Source organism: Vreelandella zhuhanensis (genome assembly GCF_009793355.1).
GTDB lineage: Bacteria > Pseudomonadota > Gammaproteobacteria > Pseudomonadales > Halomonadaceae > Vreelandella > Vreelandella zhuhanensis.
Genome location: NZ_WTKP01000009.1, coordinates 17,098 through 37,915, shown reverse-complemented (window position 1 = coordinate 37,915; position 20,818 = coordinate 17,098). Strand labels below are relative to the sequence as shown.

Annotated in this window: 15 protein-coding genes and 3 pseudogenes; 14 read left to right on the top strand and 4 right to left on the bottom strand. The window is 59.4% G+C overall.

The genetic code is table 11. The features are described from left to right. Positions 1–195 precede the first annotated feature (195 nt). From gbdR to GPM19_RS12800, 12 genes and pseudogenes are all read left to right on the top strand, one after another. Positions 196–1,326, top strand: coding sequence for a choline metabolism transcriptional regulator GbdR (gene gbdR / locus GPM19_RS12855; protein ID WP_160419492.1), 1,131 nt, complete (start codon positions 196–198; stop codon positions 1,324–1,326). Positions 1,327–1,591: 265 nt separating this feature from the next. Beyond that, positions 1,592–2,569, top strand: a complete 978-nt coding sequence (locus GPM19_RS12850) for a dipeptidase (protein ID WP_160419419.1) — start codon at positions 1,592–1,594, stop codon at positions 2,567–2,569. Between the two features lie 83 nt (positions 2,570–2,652). Beyond that, complete coding sequence (locus GPM19_RS12845; RefSeq protein WP_160419418.1) at positions 2,653–3,198, top strand: DUF5943 domain-containing protein; 546 nt, start codon at positions 2,653–2,655, stop codon at positions 3,196–3,198. 24 nt (positions 3,199–3,222) lie between these two features. Next, entirely contained in the window at positions 3,223–5,295 is a 2,073-nt protein-coding gene (gene dgcA, locus GPM19_RS12840; protein WP_160419417.1) for a dimethylglycine demethylation protein DgcA, read from the top strand. 44 nt (positions 5,296–5,339) lie between these two features. After that, positions 5,340–7,346 (top strand): (Fe-S)-binding protein, encoded by a 2,007-nt coding sequence (locus GPM19_RS12835; RefSeq protein ID WP_160419416.1) that lies wholly within the window; start codon positions 5,340–5,342, stop codon positions 7,344–7,346. An 8-nt stretch (positions 7,347–7,354) separates the two neighbouring features. Further along, positions 7,355–8,653, top strand: coding sequence for an electron transfer flavoprotein subunit alpha (etfA, locus tag GPM19_RS12830; RefSeq protein WP_160419415.1), 1,299 nt, complete (start codon positions 7,355–7,357; stop codon positions 8,651–8,653). Next, complete coding sequence (gene etfB / locus GPM19_RS12825; protein ID WP_160419414.1) at positions 8,643–9,437, top strand: electron transfer flavoprotein subunit beta; 795 nt, start codon at positions 8,643–8,645, stop codon at positions 9,435–9,437. The genes etfA and etfB overlap by 11 nt, the downstream gene beginning before the upstream one ends. 266 nt (positions 9,438–9,703) lie before the next feature. Beyond that, positions 9,704–10,897, top strand: a complete 1,194-nt coding sequence (gene fdhA / locus GPM19_RS12820; protein ID WP_160419413.1) for a formaldehyde dehydrogenase, glutathione-independent — start codon at positions 9,704–9,706, stop codon at positions 10,895–10,897. A gap of 183 nt (positions 10,898–11,080) precedes the next feature. Further along, a complete protein-coding gene (locus GPM19_RS12815) occupies positions 11,081–11,260 on the top strand; it encodes a glutathione S-transferase family protein (RefSeq protein ID WP_160419412.1) in 180 nt (59 codons plus the stop codon). A 50-nt stretch (positions 11,261–11,310) separates the two neighbouring features. After that, positions 11,311–12,456: pseudogene (locus GPM19_RS12810) on the top strand (IS701 family transposase). A 289-nt stretch (positions 12,457–12,745) separates the two neighbouring features. Next, complete coding sequence (locus tag GPM19_RS12805; protein ID WP_227842429.1) at positions 12,746–13,483, top strand: PRC-barrel domain-containing protein; 738 nt, start codon at positions 12,746–12,748, stop codon at positions 13,481–13,483. Positions 13,484–13,681: 198 nt separating this feature from the next. Beyond that, a complete protein-coding gene (locus GPM19_RS12800) occupies positions 13,682–14,497 on the top strand; it encodes a PRC-barrel domain-containing protein (RefSeq protein ID WP_227842428.1) in 816 nt (271 codons plus the stop codon). Positions 14,498–15,425: 928 nt separating this feature from the next. On the opposite strand, the pseudogene GPM19_RS12795 reads toward GPM19_RS12800, so the two are convergent. Next, positions 15,426–16,088: pseudogene (locus tag GPM19_RS12795) on the bottom strand (IS256 family transposase); the annotation flags it as partial. A 476-nt stretch (positions 16,089–16,564) separates the two neighbouring features. Here GPM19_RS12795 and GPM19_RS12790 point away from each other — a divergent pair. Continuing rightward, a complete protein-coding gene (locus tag GPM19_RS12790) occupies positions 16,565–17,293 on the top strand; it encodes a PRC-barrel domain-containing protein (protein ID WP_160419411.1) in 729 nt (242 codons plus the stop codon). A gap of 157 nt (positions 17,294–17,450) precedes the next feature. Here GPM19_RS12790 and GPM19_RS12785 read toward each other — a convergent pair whose 3' ends face one another. After that, positions 17,451–18,497 (bottom strand): AI-2E family transporter, encoded by a 1,047-nt coding sequence (locus GPM19_RS12785; protein WP_160419410.1) that lies wholly within the window; start codon positions 18,495–18,497, stop codon positions 17,451–17,453. 148 nt (positions 18,498–18,645) lie between these two features. Between GPM19_RS12785 and GPM19_RS12780 the strand changes: the two genes are divergently transcribed. After that, positions 18,646–19,236 carry an ASKHA domain-containing protein gene (locus GPM19_RS12780; RefSeq protein ID WP_160419489.1) on the top strand — a complete coding sequence of 197 codons (591 nt, stop codon included), beginning with the start codon at positions 18,646–18,648 and terminating at the stop codon, positions 19,234–19,236. Between the two features lie 70 nt (positions 19,237–19,306). Here GPM19_RS12780 and GPM19_RS15690 read toward each other — a convergent pair. Beyond that, positions 19,307–19,444, bottom strand: a pseudogene (locus GPM19_RS15690) (Rieske (2Fe-2S) protein); the annotation flags it as partial. 55 nt (positions 19,445–19,499) lie between these two features. Further along, on the bottom strand, positions 19,500–20,804 hold the full coding sequence (locus GPM19_RS12775; protein WP_160419409.1) for a TRAP transporter large permease: 1,305 nt from the start codon (positions 20,802–20,804) through the stop codon (positions 19,500–19,502). Positions 20,805–20,818 lie beyond the last annotated feature (14 nt).

The following is a 20,818-nucleotide window of genomic DNA, read 5'->3' as shown; positions in this document are numbered from 1 at the left end:
GACATCCACCCCCCCCTTGAATGCGACACCATAGTCGTTATCAACTGGCGACCCACCAGCTGATAGGCAATTGTGACATGCCAGATCACGACACCTTATGGTACCTTTCGGAACGGACTTGCCTGATCGCGACAGCCAGATACCGGCGGCGTCCGAATACGCACATAAAAACAACCTGTGTACAGGAGTCTCGCTATGACGCCCACTTCCCAGGCACCGCAAAAGCCGGTTGCTGCTCCCCAGGCTATTGGCTTCCTGCTGCTGGAAAACTTCACTCTCTTCTCTTTGGCCTCGGCCATCGAGCCGCTGCGCATGGCCAACCAGCTGGCCGGTCGGGAACTCTATCGCTGGTTCACCCTGAGCATCGATGGCGAACCGATCTCCGCCAGCGATGGCCTCAAGGTTACGCCGGATGTGGCGATCACAGTGCCGCTGGCGCTGGATATGGTGGTGGTCTGTGGCGGGATAGGGCCGGCACGCGCGGTGCAGCGTGAGCATGTCATCTGGCTGCAGGGCCAGGCACGCCTCTCCCGTCGGCTGGGAGGTATCTGCACTGGCAGCTGGGCGCTCGCCAAGGCGGGGCTCCTGGATGGCTACGAGACCAGTGCCCACTGGGAGTGCCTGGCCGCCATGCAGGAGTTCTTCCCCCGCGTGGTGCTGACAACCCGGCTGTTCTCCATCGATCGCGAAAGGGCCACCGCCTCGGGCGGGGCCGCTCCCCTGGACATGATGCTCACGCTGATCGGGCGGGATCATGGCCGCGAACTCTCGACGGGGATTTCCGAGATGTTCATCTGCGACCGTGTGCGCGGGGAACAGGACCAGCAGCGCGTGCCGCTCAAGCATATCCTCGGCACGACCCAGCCCAAGCTGCTGGAGATCGTGGCGCTCATGGAGGCCAATCTGGAGGAACCTATCGGGCTCGAGGAACTAGCTGCCTATGTCGACGTGTCGCGTCGCCAGCTCGAGCGGCTTTTCCAGAAACACCTGCTCTGCTCACCGTCGCGCTACTACCTCAAGCTGCGGTTGACCCGCGCCCGGCAGTTGCTCAAGCAGACATCGATATCGATCATCGAGGTGGCCTCCACCTGCGGTTTCGTCTCCACCCCCCACTTCTCCAAGTGCTATCGCGAGACCTTCGGCCTGCCGCCGCGGGAAGAGCGGCTGGGCATGAGCCCACTGCGGGCGCAAACACTCGCCCCCGAGCAGCTGTCCGACAGCCTCCTGTTTCAGCCGGTGTCGGAGCGGCCGATCTCGGCGGCGCTGATGGCACTCGATCAGGCCCGAGGCGAGCCCACCTACGCCAGCGTTCATCTGAAACATTGAAGCAGGCGGCTCGCGGCCAAAATGCTGCGAGTCGTTTCCCACCTCCTGCCGATGCCACCCTTTCTCGCTTGCGTGAGAGAGGCTTTCGTGCGCTCGTGCTGCGCAGGCAGGCAGCGATTGCCTTGGGCGACGCCCGACCGTGCGTCGCAGTCGCGACAGAGATGACGTTTTTGGAATTATCGCCGTCGCTTCCAGAGTCGGGTCGCGCCTGGCCGATGCTATGCTGCCGTCATGCCAATCCGACCCCCGAACTGGAGCACATCCGATGAATCCCCAAGATCTGCACGACGATGCCATCGTCATCGATGGCCTGATCATCGCCAAATGGAACCGTGAGCTACTTGAGGACATGCGTCGCGGTGGTCTTACCGCCGCCAACTGCACAGTCTCGGTGTGGGAAGGCTTTCAGGCCACGGTCGATAATATTGTCGCCTCCAACCAGCTGATGGCTGAGTGCAGCGACCTGGTGCGCCCGGTACGCACCACCGCGGATATCACTCGCGCTAAAGAAGAGGGCAAGACCGGCATCATCTACGGTTTCCAGAATGCCCACGCCTTCGAGGATCAGATCGGCTATGTGGAGATCTTCAAGCAGCTCGGCGTGGGTATCGTGCAGCTGTGCTACAACACCCAGAATTTGGTGGGTACCGGCTGCTACGAGCGCGACGGCGGCCTCTCCGGCTTTGGCCGCGAGATCGTTGCCGAGATGAACCGCGTCGGCATCATGTGCGATCTCTCTCACGTCGGTGCCAAGACTTCTGAGGAGGTCATTCTCGAGTCCCGGAAGCCGGTCTGCTACTCCCATTGCCTGCCATCCGGTCTCAAAGAGCATCCGCGCAACAAGTCCGATGAAGAACTCAAGTTTATCGCTGACCATGGCGGGTTCGTCGGCGTCACCATGTTCGCGCCTTTTCTCAAGAAAGGCATCGACTCGACCATCGAAGACTACTGCGAGGCCATCGAGTACGTGATGAACATTGTCGGCGAGGATGCCATCGGTATCGGCACCGACTTCACCCAGGGTCACGACCAGGACTTCTTCGAGTGGCTGACCCATGACAAAGGCTATGCTCGCCGCCTGACCCGCTTCGGCAAGATCGTCAACCCCGAAGGCATCCGCACCATTGGCGAGTTCCCCAACCTGACCGAAGCCCTGCTGCGCCGCGGCTTCAGCGAGCCCTTGGTACGCAAGATCATGGGCGAGAACTGGGTGCGTGTACTCAAGGATGTCTGGGGCGCCTAAACGCCTGCTCCAAAAGATTGATAGGGGCGACGGGATAAAGCCCCGCTCCTTAGCCAAGAATAACGATGTAGAGGATAACTACCGTGACCAAGCTGGCCCCCGCACTGCCTATCGAAGTGGATAGCGAAACCGGCGTCTGGACGACCGACGCTCTGCCCATGCTGTATGTGCCGCGACACTTCTTTATCAACAACCATGTGGCTGTAGAGGAGGCGCTAGGTGCCAAGAAGTACGCCGATATCCTCTACCACGCCGGCTACAAGAGCGCCTGGCACTGGTGCGAGAAGGAGGCCGAATGCCATGGCCTTGAGGGCGAGGCTGTCTTCGAGCATTACATGACGCGTCTCTCCCAGCGCGGTTGGGGCCACTTCATCACTGAACAGATCGATCTCGATGCCGGCACGGCTCGGGTGCGGCTAGAAAACAGCGCCTTCGTTTACCAACTGGGCAAGGTGGGTCGCAAGGTCGAGTACATGTTCACCGGCTGGTTTGCCGGCGCCATGGACCAGATCCTCGCTGCACGTGGAAGTTCACTGCGTACTGTCGCCGAGCAGACACAGAGTGCCGCCGAGCCCGGCTGCGATGTGGGCATCTTCGACGTCAAGCCGCTGACCGACACCGCCCGCTAACCCCGGGTACCAGGAGAGATAATCATGGCATTCGACGCACTCTTCCAACCGATCGAGATCGGCAAGCTCACCATCCGCAACCGGGTGGTCAGTACCGCCCATGCCGAGGTGTATGCCACCGACGGCGGCATGACCACCGAGCGTTACGTCAGGTACTACGAGGAAAAGGCCAAGGGCGGCTGCGGGTTGTCAATCTGCGGTGGCTCCTCGGTGGTCTCCATCGACAGCCCCCAGGGTTGGTGGAGCTCGGTGAACCTCACCACCGATCGCATCATCCCGCACTTCCAGAACCTCGCCGATGCCGTCCACAAGCACGGCGGCAAGATCATGATCCAGATTACCCACATGGGGCGCCGCTCGCGCTGGGATGGTTTCGACTGGTCGACCCTGGTATCGCCCTCCGGTATCCGCGAGCCGGTGCACCGCTCCACCTGCAAGACCATCGAGGAGGAGGATATCTGGCGCATCATCGGTGACTTTGCCCAGGCCGCGCGCCGGGCGAAGGAGGGCGGGCTCGACGGGGTCGAACTCTCCGCCGTGCACCAGCACCTGATCGACCAGTTCTGGAGCCCGCGGGTCAACAAGCGCGAGGATGAGTGGGGCGGCAGTTTCGAGAACCGCATGCGTTTCGGCATGGAAGTGCTCAAGGCGGTGCGCGCAGAGGTGGGTGACGACTTCGTGGTGGGCATGCGCATCTGCGGCGACGAGTTCCATCCGGACGGTCTCTCACACGACGATATGAAGCAGATCGCCGCCTACCACGATGCTACCGGTATGGTGGACTTCTTCGGCGTCATCGGCTCCGGCTGCGACACCCACAACTCGCTGGCCAACGTCATCCCCAACATGTCCTACCCGCCGGAGCCCTTTCTGCACCTGGCGGCGGGCATCAAGGAAGTGGTCGGCGTGCCGGTAATCCACGCCCAGAACATCAAGGACCCCAACCAGGCCCAGCGTATTCTCGAGGGTGGCTACGTGGACCTGGTGGGCATGACCCGGGCGCAAATCGCCGACCCTCACCTGATTGCCAAGATCAAGATGGGCCAGGTGGATCAGATCAAGCAGTGCGTGGGCGCCAACTACTGCATCGACCGCCAGTACCAGGGTCTGGACGTGCTGTGCATCCAGAACGCCGCCACCTCGCGGGAGTACCTGGGCCTGCCGCATATCATCGAGAAGTCCGAAGGGCCGCGACGCAAGGTGGTGGTGGTCGGCGGCGGTCCTGGTGGCATGGAGGCGGCCCGAGTGGCGGCCGAGCGCGGCCACGACGTCACCCTGTTCGAGGCCGAGGAGCAGCTCGGTGGTCAGATCACCATCGCCGCCCAGGCCCCCCAACGCGACCAGATCGCCGGCATCACCCGCTGGTACCAGCTGGAGCTGGCGCGGCTCAAGGTCGACCTACGCCTGGGAACCCGGTCCGACGAGGCCACCATCGAGGACCTGCGCCCGGATATCGTGGTGCTGGCCACCGGGGGTCAACCCTTCCTGAGCCAGTATCCGGAGTGGGGCTACTCGGAAAATCTCGAGGAGAGCCTGGTGGTCAGCACCTGGGATATTCTCTCCGGCAAAGTGGCACCCGGTAAGAACGTACTGCTCTATGACGCCCTTTGCGAGTTCTCCGGCGTCTCGGCGGCAGACTACCTGGCCGACAAGGGCGCCAAGGTGGAGATCGTCACCGACGATATCAAGCCCGGCGCCGCGGTGGGCGGCACTACCTTTCCCACCTACTACCGTAGCCTTTACGAGAAGGAGGTGATCATGTCCTCCGACCTGATGCTGCACAAGGTCTACCGCGAGGGCGACGGCCTGGTGGCGGTGCTCGAGAACGAGTACACCGGCGCCCTGGAAGAACGGGTGGTCGATCAGGTGGTGGTGGAGAACGGCGTGCGTCCCGACGAGGCACTCTATTACACCCTCAAGCCCCGGTCCCGCAATAGGGGGCAGGTGGATCTGGAGGCGCTCTATGCCATCCAGCCACAGCCCTGCCTGAGCGAGGATGGGGATGGCTTCCTGCTGTTTCGGCTGGGCGACTGTAGCGCACCGCGCAATACCCATGCGGCGATCTACGATGCCCTGCGGATCTGCAAGGATTTCTGACTTGGGCGAAAGCCGCCAATGGCACCAAAGATGAGGTGAGCACCATGCTCGATACGCTCTTGCCGATACTAATCTTCACCGCCCTGGCACTGGCAGTGATCGGCGCCTGGCGGCGCAACCGCCTGTGGCGCCAGGGGCGGCCATCGTCTGTCCCGATTCTCAAGGGGCTGGCGGCCATGCCGCGGCGCTACCTGGTCGATCTTCACCATGTGGTGGCCCGTGACAAGGTGATGTCCAATACTCACGTGGCTACCGCCGGCGGTTTCGTCGCCGCCGCGGTGCTGATGATCCTGGTACATGGCCTGGGGATGGGCTCTTCAGAAGTACTGGGGGGCGTGCTCGGCTGGGTGTTGCTGGCAGCCAGTGCCACCATGTTCGTCGGCAGCCTGTTCGTCGCCAAGCGCCGTCGCAACCCACCGGCGCGCCTGTCCAAGGGCCCCTGGAATCGCCTGTGGAAGAGCCTGATGGCCTTTTCGCTGGGTGTGTTCCTGATCACGCTGCCCACGGTCGGATTGCTTCCTGAAGGCTTTCTCGAAGGGAGCGGTGGCTGGATCCTGGCTCTGGGGCTCGCCGCAGTGGTGGCCTGGGGCCTGGGCGAGATGATCGTCGGCATGACCTGGGGCGGCCCCATGAAGCACGCCTTCGCTGGCGCCCTGCACTTGGCCTTCCATCGGCGTCCCGAGCGCTTTTCCACCAAGGCGGGAGGGGAGGGACGCTCGACCGGTCTAAAGGCACTGAACCTAGATGACGTCGATGCGCCCCTGGGAGTCGAGAAACCTGCCGACTTTACCTGGAACCAACTGCTTGGCTTCGACGCCTGCGTGCAGTGCGGTCGTTGCGAGGCGGTCTGCCCAGCCTTCGCCGCCGGTCAACCGCTCAATCCCAAGAAGCTGATCCAGGACATGGTGGTGGGCATGGCCGGGGGTAGCGATGCGGGCTACGCCGGCAGCCCCTATCCGGGCAAACCCGTCGGTGAACATCAGGGGAGCCCTCAGGGGCCCATCGTGGCTCGTCAGGGACAGGCGCTGGTGGATGCCGAGACTCTGTGGTCCTGCACCACCTGCCGCGCCTGCGTCGAAGAATGCCCGATGATGATCGAGCACGTCGACGCCATCGTCGACATGCGCCGTTTCCTGACCCTGGAGCATGGCAATACGCCCAACAAGGGCGCCGAGGTGCTCGGCAACCTGATCGCCACCGACAACCCGGGCGGTTTCGATCCCGGCTCGCGGCTGCACTGGGCGGCGGATCTCGACCTGCCGCTGATGGCCGACGTCAAGCAGGCCGAGGTGCTGCTCTGGCTGGGTGACGGTGCCTTCGATATGCGCAATCAACGCACACTCAGGGCGTTGGTTAAAGTACTGCGCGCTGCCGAGGTGGACTTCGCCGTGCTCGGCAACGAGGAGCGTGACAGTGGCGACGTGGCGCGGCGCCTGGGTGACGAGGCCACCTTCCAGTCGCTGGCTAAGCGCAATATTGCCACCCTGGCCAAGTACCGCTTCCAGCGCATCGTCACCTGCGACCCCCACAGCTTCCACGTGCTGGGCAACGAGTACGGCGAGCTGGGCGGCGATTATGAAGTGCGTCACCACAGCACCTTTATCGCCGAGCTATATGATACCGACCGACTGACCTTCTCGCCCTGGAAGGGCGGCAGTGTCACCTATCACGACCCCTGCTACCTGGGCCGTTATAACGGCGAATACGAGGCGCCGCGTCGGGTGCTCCGAGCGCTGGGTATCCAGGTGGCCGAGATGGAGCGCTCCGGTTCCCGCTCGCGCTGCTGTGGCGGTGGTGGCGGGGCCCCCATCACCGATATCCCCGGCAAGCAGCGGATCCCCGATATGCGTATGAATGACGTCAAGGAGACCGGCGCCGAGCTGGTGGCGGTGGGTTGTCCCCAGTGCACCGCTATGTTTGAAGGGGTGGTGGACGCCAGCGCCGAGGTGCGTGATATCGCCGAGTTTGTGGCCGACGCCCTGGTGGATCGGCCCGCCGCCCCGGTCGAGTCCCGGCCACGCCGGCCTGCCGTTGAGGAGTTCTGCCCGTGAGAGAGAACATGAACGATAGCATTCGTCGCGATCCGCGCCGTGCGTGGATCGCCCGCAACCGCCTGCATCCCGAACACCTGAGCGTGCTTGCCGCCCTTGGAGAAATCGGGGGTGGCGGGGCCGCCAGCGAGTGGCTGGGGCCCAATGGGGTGATTCGCCGGAATCCCCATGCCATCGGCTTCATCGGACCCAAGGGCGTGAAGCGTATCGATCGCAGCGGTACCCAGCAGGGTGGCCAGGCCCCGGGACAAGGCCGTCAGGCAGCCCAGGATAGTCGCCGGGCGGTGACCATCGAGGATCCCGCTTTCCTGGTGGCGGTGGTGCCGGACATGACCGGTGGCCGGCTGTCGGGCCACGACCGCGACCTGCTGGGCTTGGCCCGACGGCTGGCCGACGCCGATCCCGCGCGGCCCGGCGCGGTGCTGGCGGTGATCTTCGGCGAGCACAAGGACAGCACCTTGGGTGAGGCTGGCATCGACCGCCTGCTGCACCTCGAGGACGCGGCTTTCACCGGCTTCTCGCCCGAGGCACGGCTGGCGGTGCTGGCGGCGGTGGAGCGGGAGTTCGCCCCGCACCACTGGCTGTTGCCCGACTCGCCGCTGGGTGGCGCCGACCTGGGACGTCGCCTGGCGCTGAGCCTGGACGAGCGCCCCGCCACCGGGGTCTGGCAGATCGAGGCTGATGGCGAGGCGCCGCTGGGCTGGCGCTGTACCGCCCGCGGTGCGGCAGAGAGCCTGGATATCCAGCGTCCCCTGCCGCGGGTCGCCCTGGCCTTGGCTGAGTGCGCCGAGCCGGTGGACGAGACCCGGCACTCCGCCGAGCCGTTGTCGCTAACTATCGAGCCGCCCAGGATCCTCTCGCGTATCGAGGATCTGGGGCAAGTGGCGGTGGACCCCGCCGGGGTGGCCCTAGCCGAGGCGGAGTTCATCCTCTCCGGCGGCAACGGCGTCAAGGATTGGGATGGCTTCCATCATGCCGCCACGGTGCTGGCGGCCACGGAAGGGGCCTCCCGGGTGGCGGTGGATGACGGCTTCATGGCCCGCGACCGTCAGGTGGGCGCCACCGGCACTTGGGTCACCGCCCGGGTGTATATGGCGGTGGGCATTTCGGGGGCTATCCAACACCTGCAGGGCATCCAGCGCTGCGACAAGGTGGTGACCATCAACCGCGACCCCGGCTGCGACATGATCAAGCGCGCCGACTTGGCGGTGATCGGCGACGCCGCCGAGATCCTCGCCGCCCTGGTCGAACAAGTAGAACAACAGCGAGCGGAACAACACGGAGGAGTACGTCGCGATGCAGCCTGATTCACGAGAGATCGAAGTGGCGGTGCTGGTGTCGGTGGGCCGTCATCCGGTTACCGGTCGGGCACGCCGTGCCGACCAGGACGCCCGTGGCGTCGAGGTAGCGCTGACACTGCCGGGTGCCCGAGTGCGCCTGCTGCATGCCGGCCCTGCGGATGACGGTAGCGAGGAGGCCCTGCGGGGGTATCTGGGGATGGGATTGGACCGCCTGACCCGGGTGGAGCAGCCGGAGGGGGCCGATGTGGTTCCAGCCTTGGCCCAGCGGCTCGCCGCGGCGCCTCCACAGCTGGTGATCGCTGGTTCGCGTGCCGAGCGTGGTGAGGGCTCGGGGCTGCTGCCTTATGCTCTGGCCGAGTATCTGGGGTGGCCGTTAGTCAATGGCCTGGCCGAGGTGGAAGGCATCGAGAACGGCGTGGCGACTCTGCTGCAGGCCCTGCCTCGTGGCCAGCGGCGACGCCTTCAAGTACGGCTGCCGGCGATCATCACCGTGGATGGTGCCGCGCCCATGGCGCGCCAGAGCGCCTTCGGCCCGGCACGTCGCGCCCGCTTGGAGTCCTGCGCCGAAGTAGCGGTGATGGACAAGGCCCTGGGCGAGTGGACACTCATGCCGGCGCGCAAGCGACCCAAACGTCTCAAGATCATCAAAGCCGGCTCGGCCCGTGACCGCTTCAAGGCCGCTGCGGCCAAGGCCGAGGGGGGCGGCGGGCAGCTGCTCACCGATGTCACGCCGGAGCAGGGCGCCGAGGCGATCCTCAAGCTACTCAAGGAAGAGGGCGTCCTGCGTTAGGACTACCTGCCACGCCTTGATCCACTGCAACGTACGAGCCCCGGCCACAGTGCCGGGGCTTTCGCATGAGAGATCTCCGCCATCAGGGGGCGATGCGAGACGTTGGCATCGGTGAAGCCCGTCAGGAAGATGACAAAAATGTCTTTCACGGATACGTGAGTGCCTCTGTGGGGTAAGTCGGCGGGCGAGGAAGGTATAGGCTGGAGCAGCGAAAGTATCCACCACGCCACAACGCAATCCGTTACAACAATATCGAGGAATCAGCCATGAGTGCAGCCAACCGCGGAGTCGTCTACAAGGGCCCGGGTAAAGTCGCCGTCGAATCCATCGCCTATCCGGAACTTGCCCTCGGCAATCGCAAATGCGACCACGGCGTGATCCTGAAAGTCGTCACCACCAATATCTGCGGCAGCGATCAGCATATGGTGCGTGGTCGGACCACCGCGGAGCCAGGCTTGGTGTTGGGCCACGAGATCACCGGCCTGGTGGTCGAGTGCGGTCGCGATGTCGAATTCATCCAGCCGGGCGACCTGGTCTCGGTACCGTTCAATATCGCCTGTGGCCGCTGCCGCAACTGCAAGGAGGGCCGCACCGGTATCTGCCTCAATGTCAATCCGGCGCGTCCTGGCGCGGCCTACGGCTACGTCGACATGGGCGGCTGGGGCGGCGGCCAGACCGAGTACGTCATGGTGCCCTATGCCGACTTCAACCTGCTGAAATTCCCGGACGCCGACCAGGCCATGGAGAAGATCCGTGACCTGACCCTGCTGTCCGACATTTTTCCCACCGGCTTCCACGGCTGCGTCACCGCCGGAGTGGGGCCGGGCAGTACTGTCTATATCGCCGGCGCCGGCCCCGTGGGCCTGGCAGCGGCGGTCTCTGCCCAGTTGCTGGGGGCCGCCTGTGTCATCGTCGGCGACATGATCGAAGAGCGTCTGGCCCAGGCCCGCAGCTTCGGTTGCGAAACCCTTGACCTGACCCAGGAAGGTGACATGGCCGACAAGCTGGAGGTGATTCTCGGCGAGCGTGAAGTCGATTGCTTCGTCGATTGCGTCGGTTTCGAAGCCCATGCCTGTGGTTGCAACCATGGCAAGGAAGCCCCCGCCACCGTACTCAACTCGGCGATGCAACTGACCCGTGCCGGCGGCCAGATCGGCATCCCGGGCCTGTACGTGACCGAAGATCCGGGCGCTACCGACGAAGCCGCCAAGCAGGGCGCGTTGAGCATGCAATTCGGCCTCGGCTGGGCCAAATCGCATTCCTTCCATACCGGCCAGTGCCCGGTGATGCAATACCATCGCCCGCTGATGCAGGCGATCCTGTTCGGCAAGGTCAATATTGCCGATGCGGTCAACGTCCAGGTGATCACCCTGGACGAAGCCCCGCAGGGCTACGCCGACTTCGACGGCGGCGCGGCCAAGAAATTCGTCATCGATCCCCACGGCAGCGTCGCCGTCTAAGCCGGACGGCGATTGAGACCCAGCGGGTGCTCGGCACTGGGTCGGTCATGAAAGAAGTAGCGGGGCCGAACGCCCCGCCATGCTATCGGCTCTACTACTCCCCGGACAGCGCCAACCCCCCGCCGACGTGGCACCGGACGACGAGGTGCCGCTCGGCTGGCCTGGCTGTTCGGAGCTGCGCCTGTGCTTCTACACGAGACGTTACGCGGCCACTCCCGAGGAGGCTGGCAGCCTGCGGCGGACCGTTCGACCCTTCAGGAGCACCTGACGCTGTTGGAGGCACGGGCTGAACACCGCCAAGGACCCTGGCTGCTGCCTGGAGGACCCAGCGTTCTGGACCCCTATCTAGTACTACAGTTGTAATTGAATAAACTATGCTGAGATTGGACGTGCTACTACCTGACAGGTGACTCATGATGCCACGCGATTTTCCTGCCTCCACTTATTTCGACGATATGGCCACCAGACTGGGCAAGCTTTTCTCGCGCTCCGAGACCCGAGAGCGTGCCATGGGCTATCTACAGGGCTTGCTGAGTCAGTGCGAACGCAAGAACAGCTGGCAACTCACCGAGTTGTGGGGAGATGCTGCCCCGTATGGCGTTCAACATCTGCTGGAACGTGCTGGGATCTTGATGCGGCACGGGACGTGTTGCGCCAGTGGGTGGCGGAAGACCTGGGATCACCTGACGGTGTCCTGATTCTCGATGAAACGGGCTTTTTCAAGAAAGGGAAGCATTCTGCCGGCATGCAGCGTCAATACAGCGGGACGTGTCGAGAATAGCCAAATTGGCGCGTTTCTCTGTTACGCCGGCCCCAGCGGGAGTGCCTTTATCGACCGCGAACTCTACCTGCCAAAGACCTGGACGCAGGATGGTGAGCGCTGTCGCCAGGCCGGGATTCCCGACCGTGTCGGCTTTTCCAGCAAGCCGGAGCTCGCCCGTCAAATGCTGGAGCGTGCCCTTGATAAGAATATCCCTGCCGGCTGGGTTACCGGGGATTCCGTTTATGGCGGCAACCGCGGTCTTCGGCTCTGGCTTGAAGAGCGGGAACAGCCATTTGTACTCGCCGTGCCATGCAATGAACCCCTATGGTGGCAAGGACCACGCTACTCCCGTGCCAATGAAATTGCCGATGCACAGCTCCCTGACGCCTGGCATCGCCTTTCTGCTGGCAGCGGTAGCAAGAGGGAGCGCTGGTATGACTGGGCCTTGATCCCGTTATGGCGACGCCTGCAGCTACCAGAGGAAGAACGCCGTTGGGGCCATTATCTATTGATCCATCAGTCTTGTGGGGATCCAGCTGACCGTGTGTTCTATGTAGCGTTTTCCCCACGCGCCCAGGCCTCGCTGGAGACACTGGTTAGCGTCACGGGTCAACGCTGGCATATTGAACAGGGCTTCCAGGCCGCCAATGGCGAGTGCGGGCTGGATCAGTACGAGATTCGGCGCTGGGCGGGGCGGTACCGGCACATCACGCTCGTACTTCTGGCGCATGCCTTGCTCGCTGTCATGCGCCAGGCCGCTCAGCAAAAAAAACACCTCACGAACGAATCAGCCTGACGCTCCCAGAAATCAGGAAACTGTTGAACCGTCTGGTGTGGCCCCTGTTTCGCACGGGTGGCATTGGTCTGACTGGTGACGACGGCATCAGTACCATGCCTGGCAGTGCCACCGTAGGCGACGGCTGGTATCTATTGAAACATCAGGTTAGTTACAACTGTAGTACTAATAGCGTTGGCCTGATTTTTTTGAGTCGAATCGATTTGCAGCAGCTCTAAATACACCTCCTTTACAGGCCGAGACTTCTCTTCTAACTTGCAAATATGCTAACAGGAAGGGAAGCTCCGTCATGCCAATCAAACGCAATGTTTGTGTCACCATGCTAGCCATCACCGCTACCGCCGTCGGGCTTCAAGCTCAAGCTCAGGAGGAGCTGATAAGGCCATTAAGTGACTGGAATTATGAAGATATTTATGAATCTGGCGGCATAAGAGCTGACAGATTGATGGATGCCGAGGTCTTTGGAGATAATGAGAAAGAAATCGGTAGCGTCGAGAATGTGCTTATTACACGAGACAATAAGATAGCTGCCATCATCGCCCAGGTAGGTGGGCTCTGGGATATTGGGGATACGCATGTCCTGGTTCCCTGGGAAGAAGTTGAGCTCCACGATGACGGCGTAATGATTCCTGTAACAGAAGACAATGCCGATGAATACGGACTCTTTGCTTCTGACGAATACATTACCGAGCAAGAGCTCAGCCAGACCCAGCAAGTCGAGGACGATCTTGACGCCGGCCCGGGCATCTGGAAGCTCACCGACTTGCTTGATGACTATGCAACGGTTGGTGAAGCCACCGGCTATGGTTATATCGACAACATGCTCTTCTCGCGTGATGGCGAGGTTCAAGCCGTAATTGTCGAGTCCGATACAGATTATGGTGCTGGAACTTACGCTTATCCCTTTTATGGTTATGGGTATGGCTGGGCGCCAGGCTACCCCGCTTATTCCTTGCAATATGACGAAGATGAAGTTGGCGAAATTGAGCCTTTTGACTATGAAAGATACGAAGGCCTTCTGGAGTAACAGCTAAGCATTTCAGCCATCGACCCTAACTGAACTGAGCGGCCTTATCACGGGTGCTCTGCCGCCAAGCAGAGCACCATGATGAAACAGGCCCTCGTATAAAAAGCTTCTTGCTGTTGCCAGGGGGTACCTGCAAATGAGTTACGCAGAGGCTTCCTAAACTAACCTGACATCAACGGAAGCAAGAGGGAGTTGAAAATGACTCTGTATCGCAACGTACTGCCCGTCATGGCACTACTCATGGCCACCTCAGTCATGACAGTGCAGACTCACGCAGCAGAAGACGAAAAACAGCCTAATGACCGAGCTGATCGAAGTGATTCAGGCGAGCCGCAGAATAATAAGCGAGTTCGCTCTCTTGATGAATGGAGTTATAAATCTATTTACGAACAGGGTGGATTTCGCGCAGAGAATTTTCTGGATGCGCAGGTATTCTCCCCTCAAGAAAACGAAATAGGCGAGATGGTAAACATTATCCTTGATTGGGAGAACCAGATTGTCACTGTTATTGCTGAAGTAGGCGGAGTATGGGATAGCGGTGATAGGCATGTTGCCATCCCATGGGACGAGGTCGAATTTTTTGAAGACGGCATAAAGGTCCCAGTACGACACGATAACTTGGAAGAATATGATCTCTTTTCCAGCGTAAATATAGATGAATCATATATCTATAAGCAAGAAATGGAGCGCATCAGTAATGTGGAAGAGAATGTCGCTACTGGTCCGCAAACATGGAAGATCACCGATATCATGCATGATTATGCAAGCATGGAGAATGACGGCGGTTATGGATATATTACAGATGCTCTCTTTTCAAGAAGTGGCGTCATGCAGGCAATCATCGTTAAGCCAGCGAGTGCCGAATTTGGTCAAGGCCCCCGTGCTTATCCCTTTTATGGTTATCCCGAAGGTTGGCGGCCTGGCGACACTCACTACATACTCACTTACTCAAGGAAAGACGTCGAGGAGCTCCCAGTTTTTGAATATGAGAAATACGGTAGCGTTTTTGATTAAGGCAGAATAAATCTCGTATTTTGCGCCACTATAAATTGCTTCTACATTCAATCTCACGTCAGCCCAGTCAATGCCATAGCCTGAAATTGCTGGGTTGCGCTCGGTCCTGCCGCAGCTTGGGGCACGGTTATACAGGTTTGATAAGTTCAGCACTCTGTCGGTTTGTCGATTGCAGTACTGACAGGCCAGTGCTCGATCAGCTTGGCACAGAAAATGCTGCTGCTTGGGTGTCATTTCCTTGACCACCCGTACCATCCACTCACTGGCGCTAAGCACCGCCGCTTGGCGAAAGTCGACTTGAAGGTATCCGCTGTCTCGTCCAAGCATTACCCTTATGCCGCGTCTCCGGCGCGTGTAGCGCGCTCAGCTACACTTCGAGTAAAATCCGCACATTTGGAGTCCCGGTAAATTCTGCTATTAGGCTGCCGGCTAAGTTTCCTACCGCAGGGAGTAATGCCAGGCTGAGGACTATCCATATTTCTTTCATCAGCCCCTCCAGGTCATTACCGGATCGTCGATGGCCTTTTTACGCTAAAAACACGCCGACCAGCTTTTACTCGCTTCGTCAGGTCCCGAACGGGCGTAATATCAAGGGGCATTGCCTACTCTGGTTCGCACTTATACCAACCTAGATACCCGGCGTTCAAACTCTGCTGAAGAGAAAAGTGTAGTTCTGCTCTGCTGTAATGAGCTCTCCTGGCTCCTCTGATTCTGGTTGCCCTTCCTCATCCGAAAATACCCTAATCGTCAACCCTTCTGCGGTGAGCATGAGGCCTTCCTTCAAATTTTCGTAACCCGGCTTCTGGTCTGCTGACAGTGCCACTAGCCAACCATGAATCTTGGTGACTGCCTGAGAACCCTGGCCTTGATCAGTGTTGCCGATAGCGAGAATCGGCGGGGAGTTATTGTCAAATCTGGTGGATGGCGGTCAGGCCGCATTCTTATCTGATTGATCGGTTACTTGCTCGCCGTCCTGGAACTGGATGTTACTAACAACCAGCTCCAGTTTCTGGAAGTGCTTGATGCGTCTCCAGCGCTTCTGGACACTCTGAAGCAGTTTGAAGACCATCGCCAAGGTCGTGGCACGGGAGCCGCAGTTCCGGCTGCGTTTGGTCCTCAGGCGAACCGTGGCGAAGGTCGACTCGATCGGGTTGGTGGTGCGAATATGCACCCAGTGTTCTGCCGGGTAGTCGTAGAATGCCAGCAATTCCTCCCGATCCTTGGCCAGGCACGCCATCGCCTTGGAGTACTTGGCCTCGAAGCGTTTCAGGGTGCGATCGAAGGCCTTGTGTGCATCAATGCGGGTCTCGGCCATCCAGATGTCGTGAAGGTCGGCCTTGACCTTGGGCTGCACGGCCTTCGGCAGCTTGTTCAGCACGTTAGCCATCTTGTGGACCCAGCAGCGCTGATGGTCGGTCGTCGGGTAAATCTTGCTCAGTGCCGCCCAGAACCCCATGGCACCGTCACCGACCGCCAGCTTGGGAGCCGTCGTCAGCCCGCGCTCTCGCAGCCCCGTCAGCAGCGTCTCCCAACTGGCCGTCGACTCGCGAAAGCCGTCCTCGACAGCGACCAGTTCCTTGCGGCCCTGCTTGCGATGAAAGTCGGGGAGCTTGGTCGCGGCTTCCAGAGCTCCGACAATCGCCAGCATCCGATCCAGATCTTGGCTGGGAACAAAGACCACAACATCTGAAAAGAAGTGATGACAGACTGAACTCGAAAGCATCTCGTTCGCATTACTTCCCAACTTGTTGGCTAGACTAGGGAACACTTCTGGCCGATCGAGAGTGACGCAGACGCAGTGCTGGTTCAGCTTTCTCGCCTTCGTTTGTGCTGGAGAATGATAGGTGGGTGTGATGCAAGAGAATGCCCTCCGTGTCTGTATCGCCGATCTCCAACTATATATAGCCGGCTCAACTTGGCACAGTGGTTGGTCAGCCCGCACTGTGTGGCCAGCGCAGCAAAAAGAGCTAGTTGAATCGGTTCGCAGCAGCTCCAAATGTGCCTCCTTTACAGCTAGAGGCTTATCTTCTAACTTGCAGACAAAACAAAAAGTGAGGAGTTTTGGTCATGTCAATCAAACGCAATGTTTGTGTCACCACACTAGCCATCATCGTTACTACGGTCGGGCTTCAAGCTCAAGCTCAAGATAAAGAAATAACGCCATTAAGTGACTGGAATTATGAGGATATCTATGAAGCTGGTGGTATAAGAGCTGACAGATTGATGGATGCTGAGGTCTTTGGGGATACTGAGGAAGAAATCGGTAGCGTCGAAAATGTGCTTCTTACCCAGGACAATAAAATAGCTGCCATCATCGCCCAGGTAGGCGGGCTCTGGGATATTGGGGATACGCATGTCCTGGTTCCCTGGGAAGAAGTTGAGCTGCATGAAGACGGAGTAATGATTCCTGTAACAGAAGACAATGCCGATGAATACAGCCTCTTTGCTTCTGATGAATACATTACCGAACAAAGTCTCAGCCAGACCCAGCGAGTTGACGATGATGTCGACACTGGCTCGGATATCTGGAAGCTCACCGATGTGCTTGGCGACTATGCATCGGTTGGAGAAGGCATCGGCTATGGTTATATCGACAATATATTGTTTTCGCGTAATGGCGAGATTCAAGGCGTAGTCGTCGACGCCGATAGCCGTGGACCTTACGCTTATCCCTTTTATGGTTATGGGTATGGCTGGGCCCCCGGCTACGCCACTTACTCCTTGCAATATGATGAAGATGAAATTGGCGAAATGCAGCCTTTCGACTACGAAAGATACGAAAGTATTCTTGAGTAATGCTCGGTCGGCGGACAGAAAGCTACTCTCCATCCTTAATACAGGAGTTATGAGTCATGCACATTCCGTTATCGGTCTGGTTCCAGTAATATAGGAGGAGGCCTAAGGCCTCCTTCTCTATGGCATGCTTCCTCTTTGCATCTAAGCCTTTCGGCAACTATTCGCTCTTAAGCCAGCCGTTTATGTAGACTCGTTTAATGACGATCATTATCAGAACAGTGAGTGGCCCTGCCAGTAGTAGGCCTAGCAACCCGCCAATCAAACTCAGCCAGAACTGTATGACGATCAGCAGGGCGGGAGGAATCTGAACCGCCTTGCGTTGGATATAAGGTGTAATGAGATAGCTTTCCAAGAACTGCACAATGACGAATAGTGCAGTTACGTATAGTAGCTCTGCATAGCCAACGGTGAAGCTCACCAACAGGGCGGGAATGGCTGAGAGTATTGGGCCAAGGTAAGGAATGAAAGCAAGCACTGCCGCCAACAACCCGAGGGACAATGCCAAGGGTATGTTAAGGATCCAAAGGCTAATCCCCGTTATCACTCCGATGGCAAGCATCGAGACGAGCCGGCCTAATAGCCACCAGGCCATTTTGTCGCCAATGGCTTCTAGTAGATTCGAGGCAGCTTCACGATGCCTGGGAAAAACGAGAAGCACCAATCCACGACGGTAGGTCCAGGGTTCGAAGGCGACGTAGAGACCCACGAACAGGATCACGATCAGATTGGCCAACACTCCCAACGTGGTTGAAAATACGGATGTCATCCGGAAAAGGAAATTTTCGAGGATCCCTCGTATAGATTGACCTTCTTCCATCTGGTTAAGTAATTGTCCCCCCATTGGCCAGTCATGGATTCGGCTTTCAAGCGAGTCCAGTGATTCAGGAATTATCTGGAAGAACTTCTCAGATTGCTGAGCAATATTCGAGGAAAAATTGAGGCTAAATAACATCGTCAAGATGACAATGATCACTAATACGATGGCCAATGCCCAACGATAGCTAAGAAAGCTATGACGGTGAAGATAGCTTGAAGGTATGTGCAGGAATAGGGCGAGCAAAAGCCCGGCCATACTCATCAATATGATTTCGAGTCCCAACCACACAAACCACATCGCGAGAAGAACCGAGCCAACAATACCTACGGCAATCCAGACCTTTCGAGCATATACGTTGTAGTGGGGATCACTGCTAGCTGGCGGCATGTCTCACTCCTTTGAAGGTTTAGCTATTGCCTTTGTGCTTCACTATAGTCGGCATGCGGTAAAGGGCCCATCGCGCAGCAAATAGCTACGCTCTATCGCGCCGGTGCTACTTACTACTACAGTTGTAACTAACCTGATGTTTCAATAGATACCAGCCATCGCCTGCTCCTGCCCCACCGGGCCGGCCTTCGAGGGCGCCCAGATCAGCGGTGGGCAGCGGGCGACTTCCGGTGCCATCGACCCGCTGACGCTCGAGCCGCGCTACAAGGTGATCGGCGGTGAGCGGTGGTCCGACGAGCCCGGCTTCGAGGAGGAGGTGGCACCCTATGGGGTCACAGGCATCTGTGGCTCAGGCATCATCGAGGTGATCGCCGAGATGTACCTGGCCGGCATCATCAACCAGGACGGTGTCGTACAAGGCGGCCCGGCGGCGCACAGCGAGCGGGTCGTGGCCGACGGGCGCACCTTCTCCTATGTGCTGCACCACGAGGGCGAGCGTACCCTGGCCATCACTCAGGCCGACATTCGCGCCATCCAACTGGCCAAGGCAGCGCTCTACGCCGGTATCCGCCTGCTGATGGAGCACTTCGTCGCCGTCATGGCCATTCCCCACCGCCATGACGCCTTCCCGCTGTTGAGTGAGCACATCGCCTTGCCGGCCACCACCGAACGCGACCCTGCCCCGGGGCGCGGCCCCGGGCGCCGTCGGCGGAGGACCCAGGCGATAAATCCTTCCTGACTGGCCGGGATACCCATAAAAAAGGCCCGCCGATTAGTATGGCGGGCCTTGAATCGGAAACGGTTCCGGCTTAGCCGCGGACTACCTGCAGGCTCGGGACGCTATGTCCCAGGTTCTTCTGCATCTGCTCGCTGTACCAGTCGATGAAGTCGATCACCCCGAATTCGTAGGTCTCGGAATAGGGGCCCGGCGATTGGAATTTCCTGTTGTCGGAATTTATGCGTTTGAGAGAAGGCTCTCCGGCTCCGTTAGAGTGGCTTGTCTTAGCCCGCAAGCTGCTGGGGTAGCCACAGCACGATACTCGGCCACAGGCTGATCATCGCGGCGGCCAGGCACATCAACAAGAAGAAGGGAAAGGCGGCCCAGGCAATACGGCCGATGCTTTCGCCAGTCATGCCCTGCAGCACGAAGAGGTTAAAACCCACCGGAGGGGTGATCTGCCCCAATTCCACCATGATCACCAGAAAAACGCCAAACCAGAGCGGATCGAAGCCGGCCAGGATCACAATGGGTAGGGTGATGGGCAGGCTCATGACAGTAATCGAAATGCCGTCCAGAAATAGTCCCAATATGATATAGAACACTGCCAATGCCATCAGTAGGATCATGGGCGTGAACTGCTGGGCGGCAATCCAAGCAGCCAGCTCCTTTGGCAGATGCAGGTAGCCCATGGCCGTGGACAGCAGCATGGCAGTCACCAGCAGGCTGCAGACCATGGTGGCACTGATTAGGGTTCCCTTGAGAGCGTCGATCAGTAGCGCGATGCTGAGTTGACGTTCCAGGGTGAGGAGTCCCAAGGTGGCGGCGACACCTACAGCGGCGGCTTCGGAAGGGGTGGCGATCCCCGAATAGATCGACCCCATGACGATAATGATGAGCACAGCCACTGGGGCTAGCAGTGGTAGCGCTTGCCAAAGGCTGATACCACCTGTTGCTTGGCGAGGCGCGAGCTGCGGTTGCATCATGCTACGCAGGATGATGAAGCCGCTGTAGAGCGCGGCGATCAGCAGGCCCGGCAGCACACCGGCCATGAACAGTTTGCTGATCGAGACTTCGGCCTGCACGCCATAGACGATCATCACGATGGAAGGTGGGATCAACAGCCCCAGGCTGCCCGCCCCGGCTAGCGAGCCGATCGACAGGTTCCGGTCATAGCCCCGGCTGGCCAGTTCCTGGGTGGTGATCTTGCCGATGGTAGCCGTAGTGGCGGCACTAGAGCCACTGACCGCGGCGAAGAGCGCGCAGCCAAAGACATTGGTGTGCAATATGCCACCGGGAAGGGAGCGTGTGAGAGGGGTCAGTCCCTTGAATAGCCGTTCGGAAACGTTGGAGCGGAAGATCAGCTCGCCCATCAAGATAAACAGCGGTATAGCAGACAGTTCCCAGCTGTTACCCGCACGGTACAGAATTCGCGAAAAAATCAGGCCGATTCGGTCGAGGTCGAAGTCTCCCAGCAACCACAGCGAACTCATCGCCACGATCACCAAGGCGGCGAAAACCCAAGTGCCTATCGCTAGTACCATCAATAGCAGCGCTGCGACCCCAGCGGCAATCCATACTATGTCCATTACGATTCCTCAGT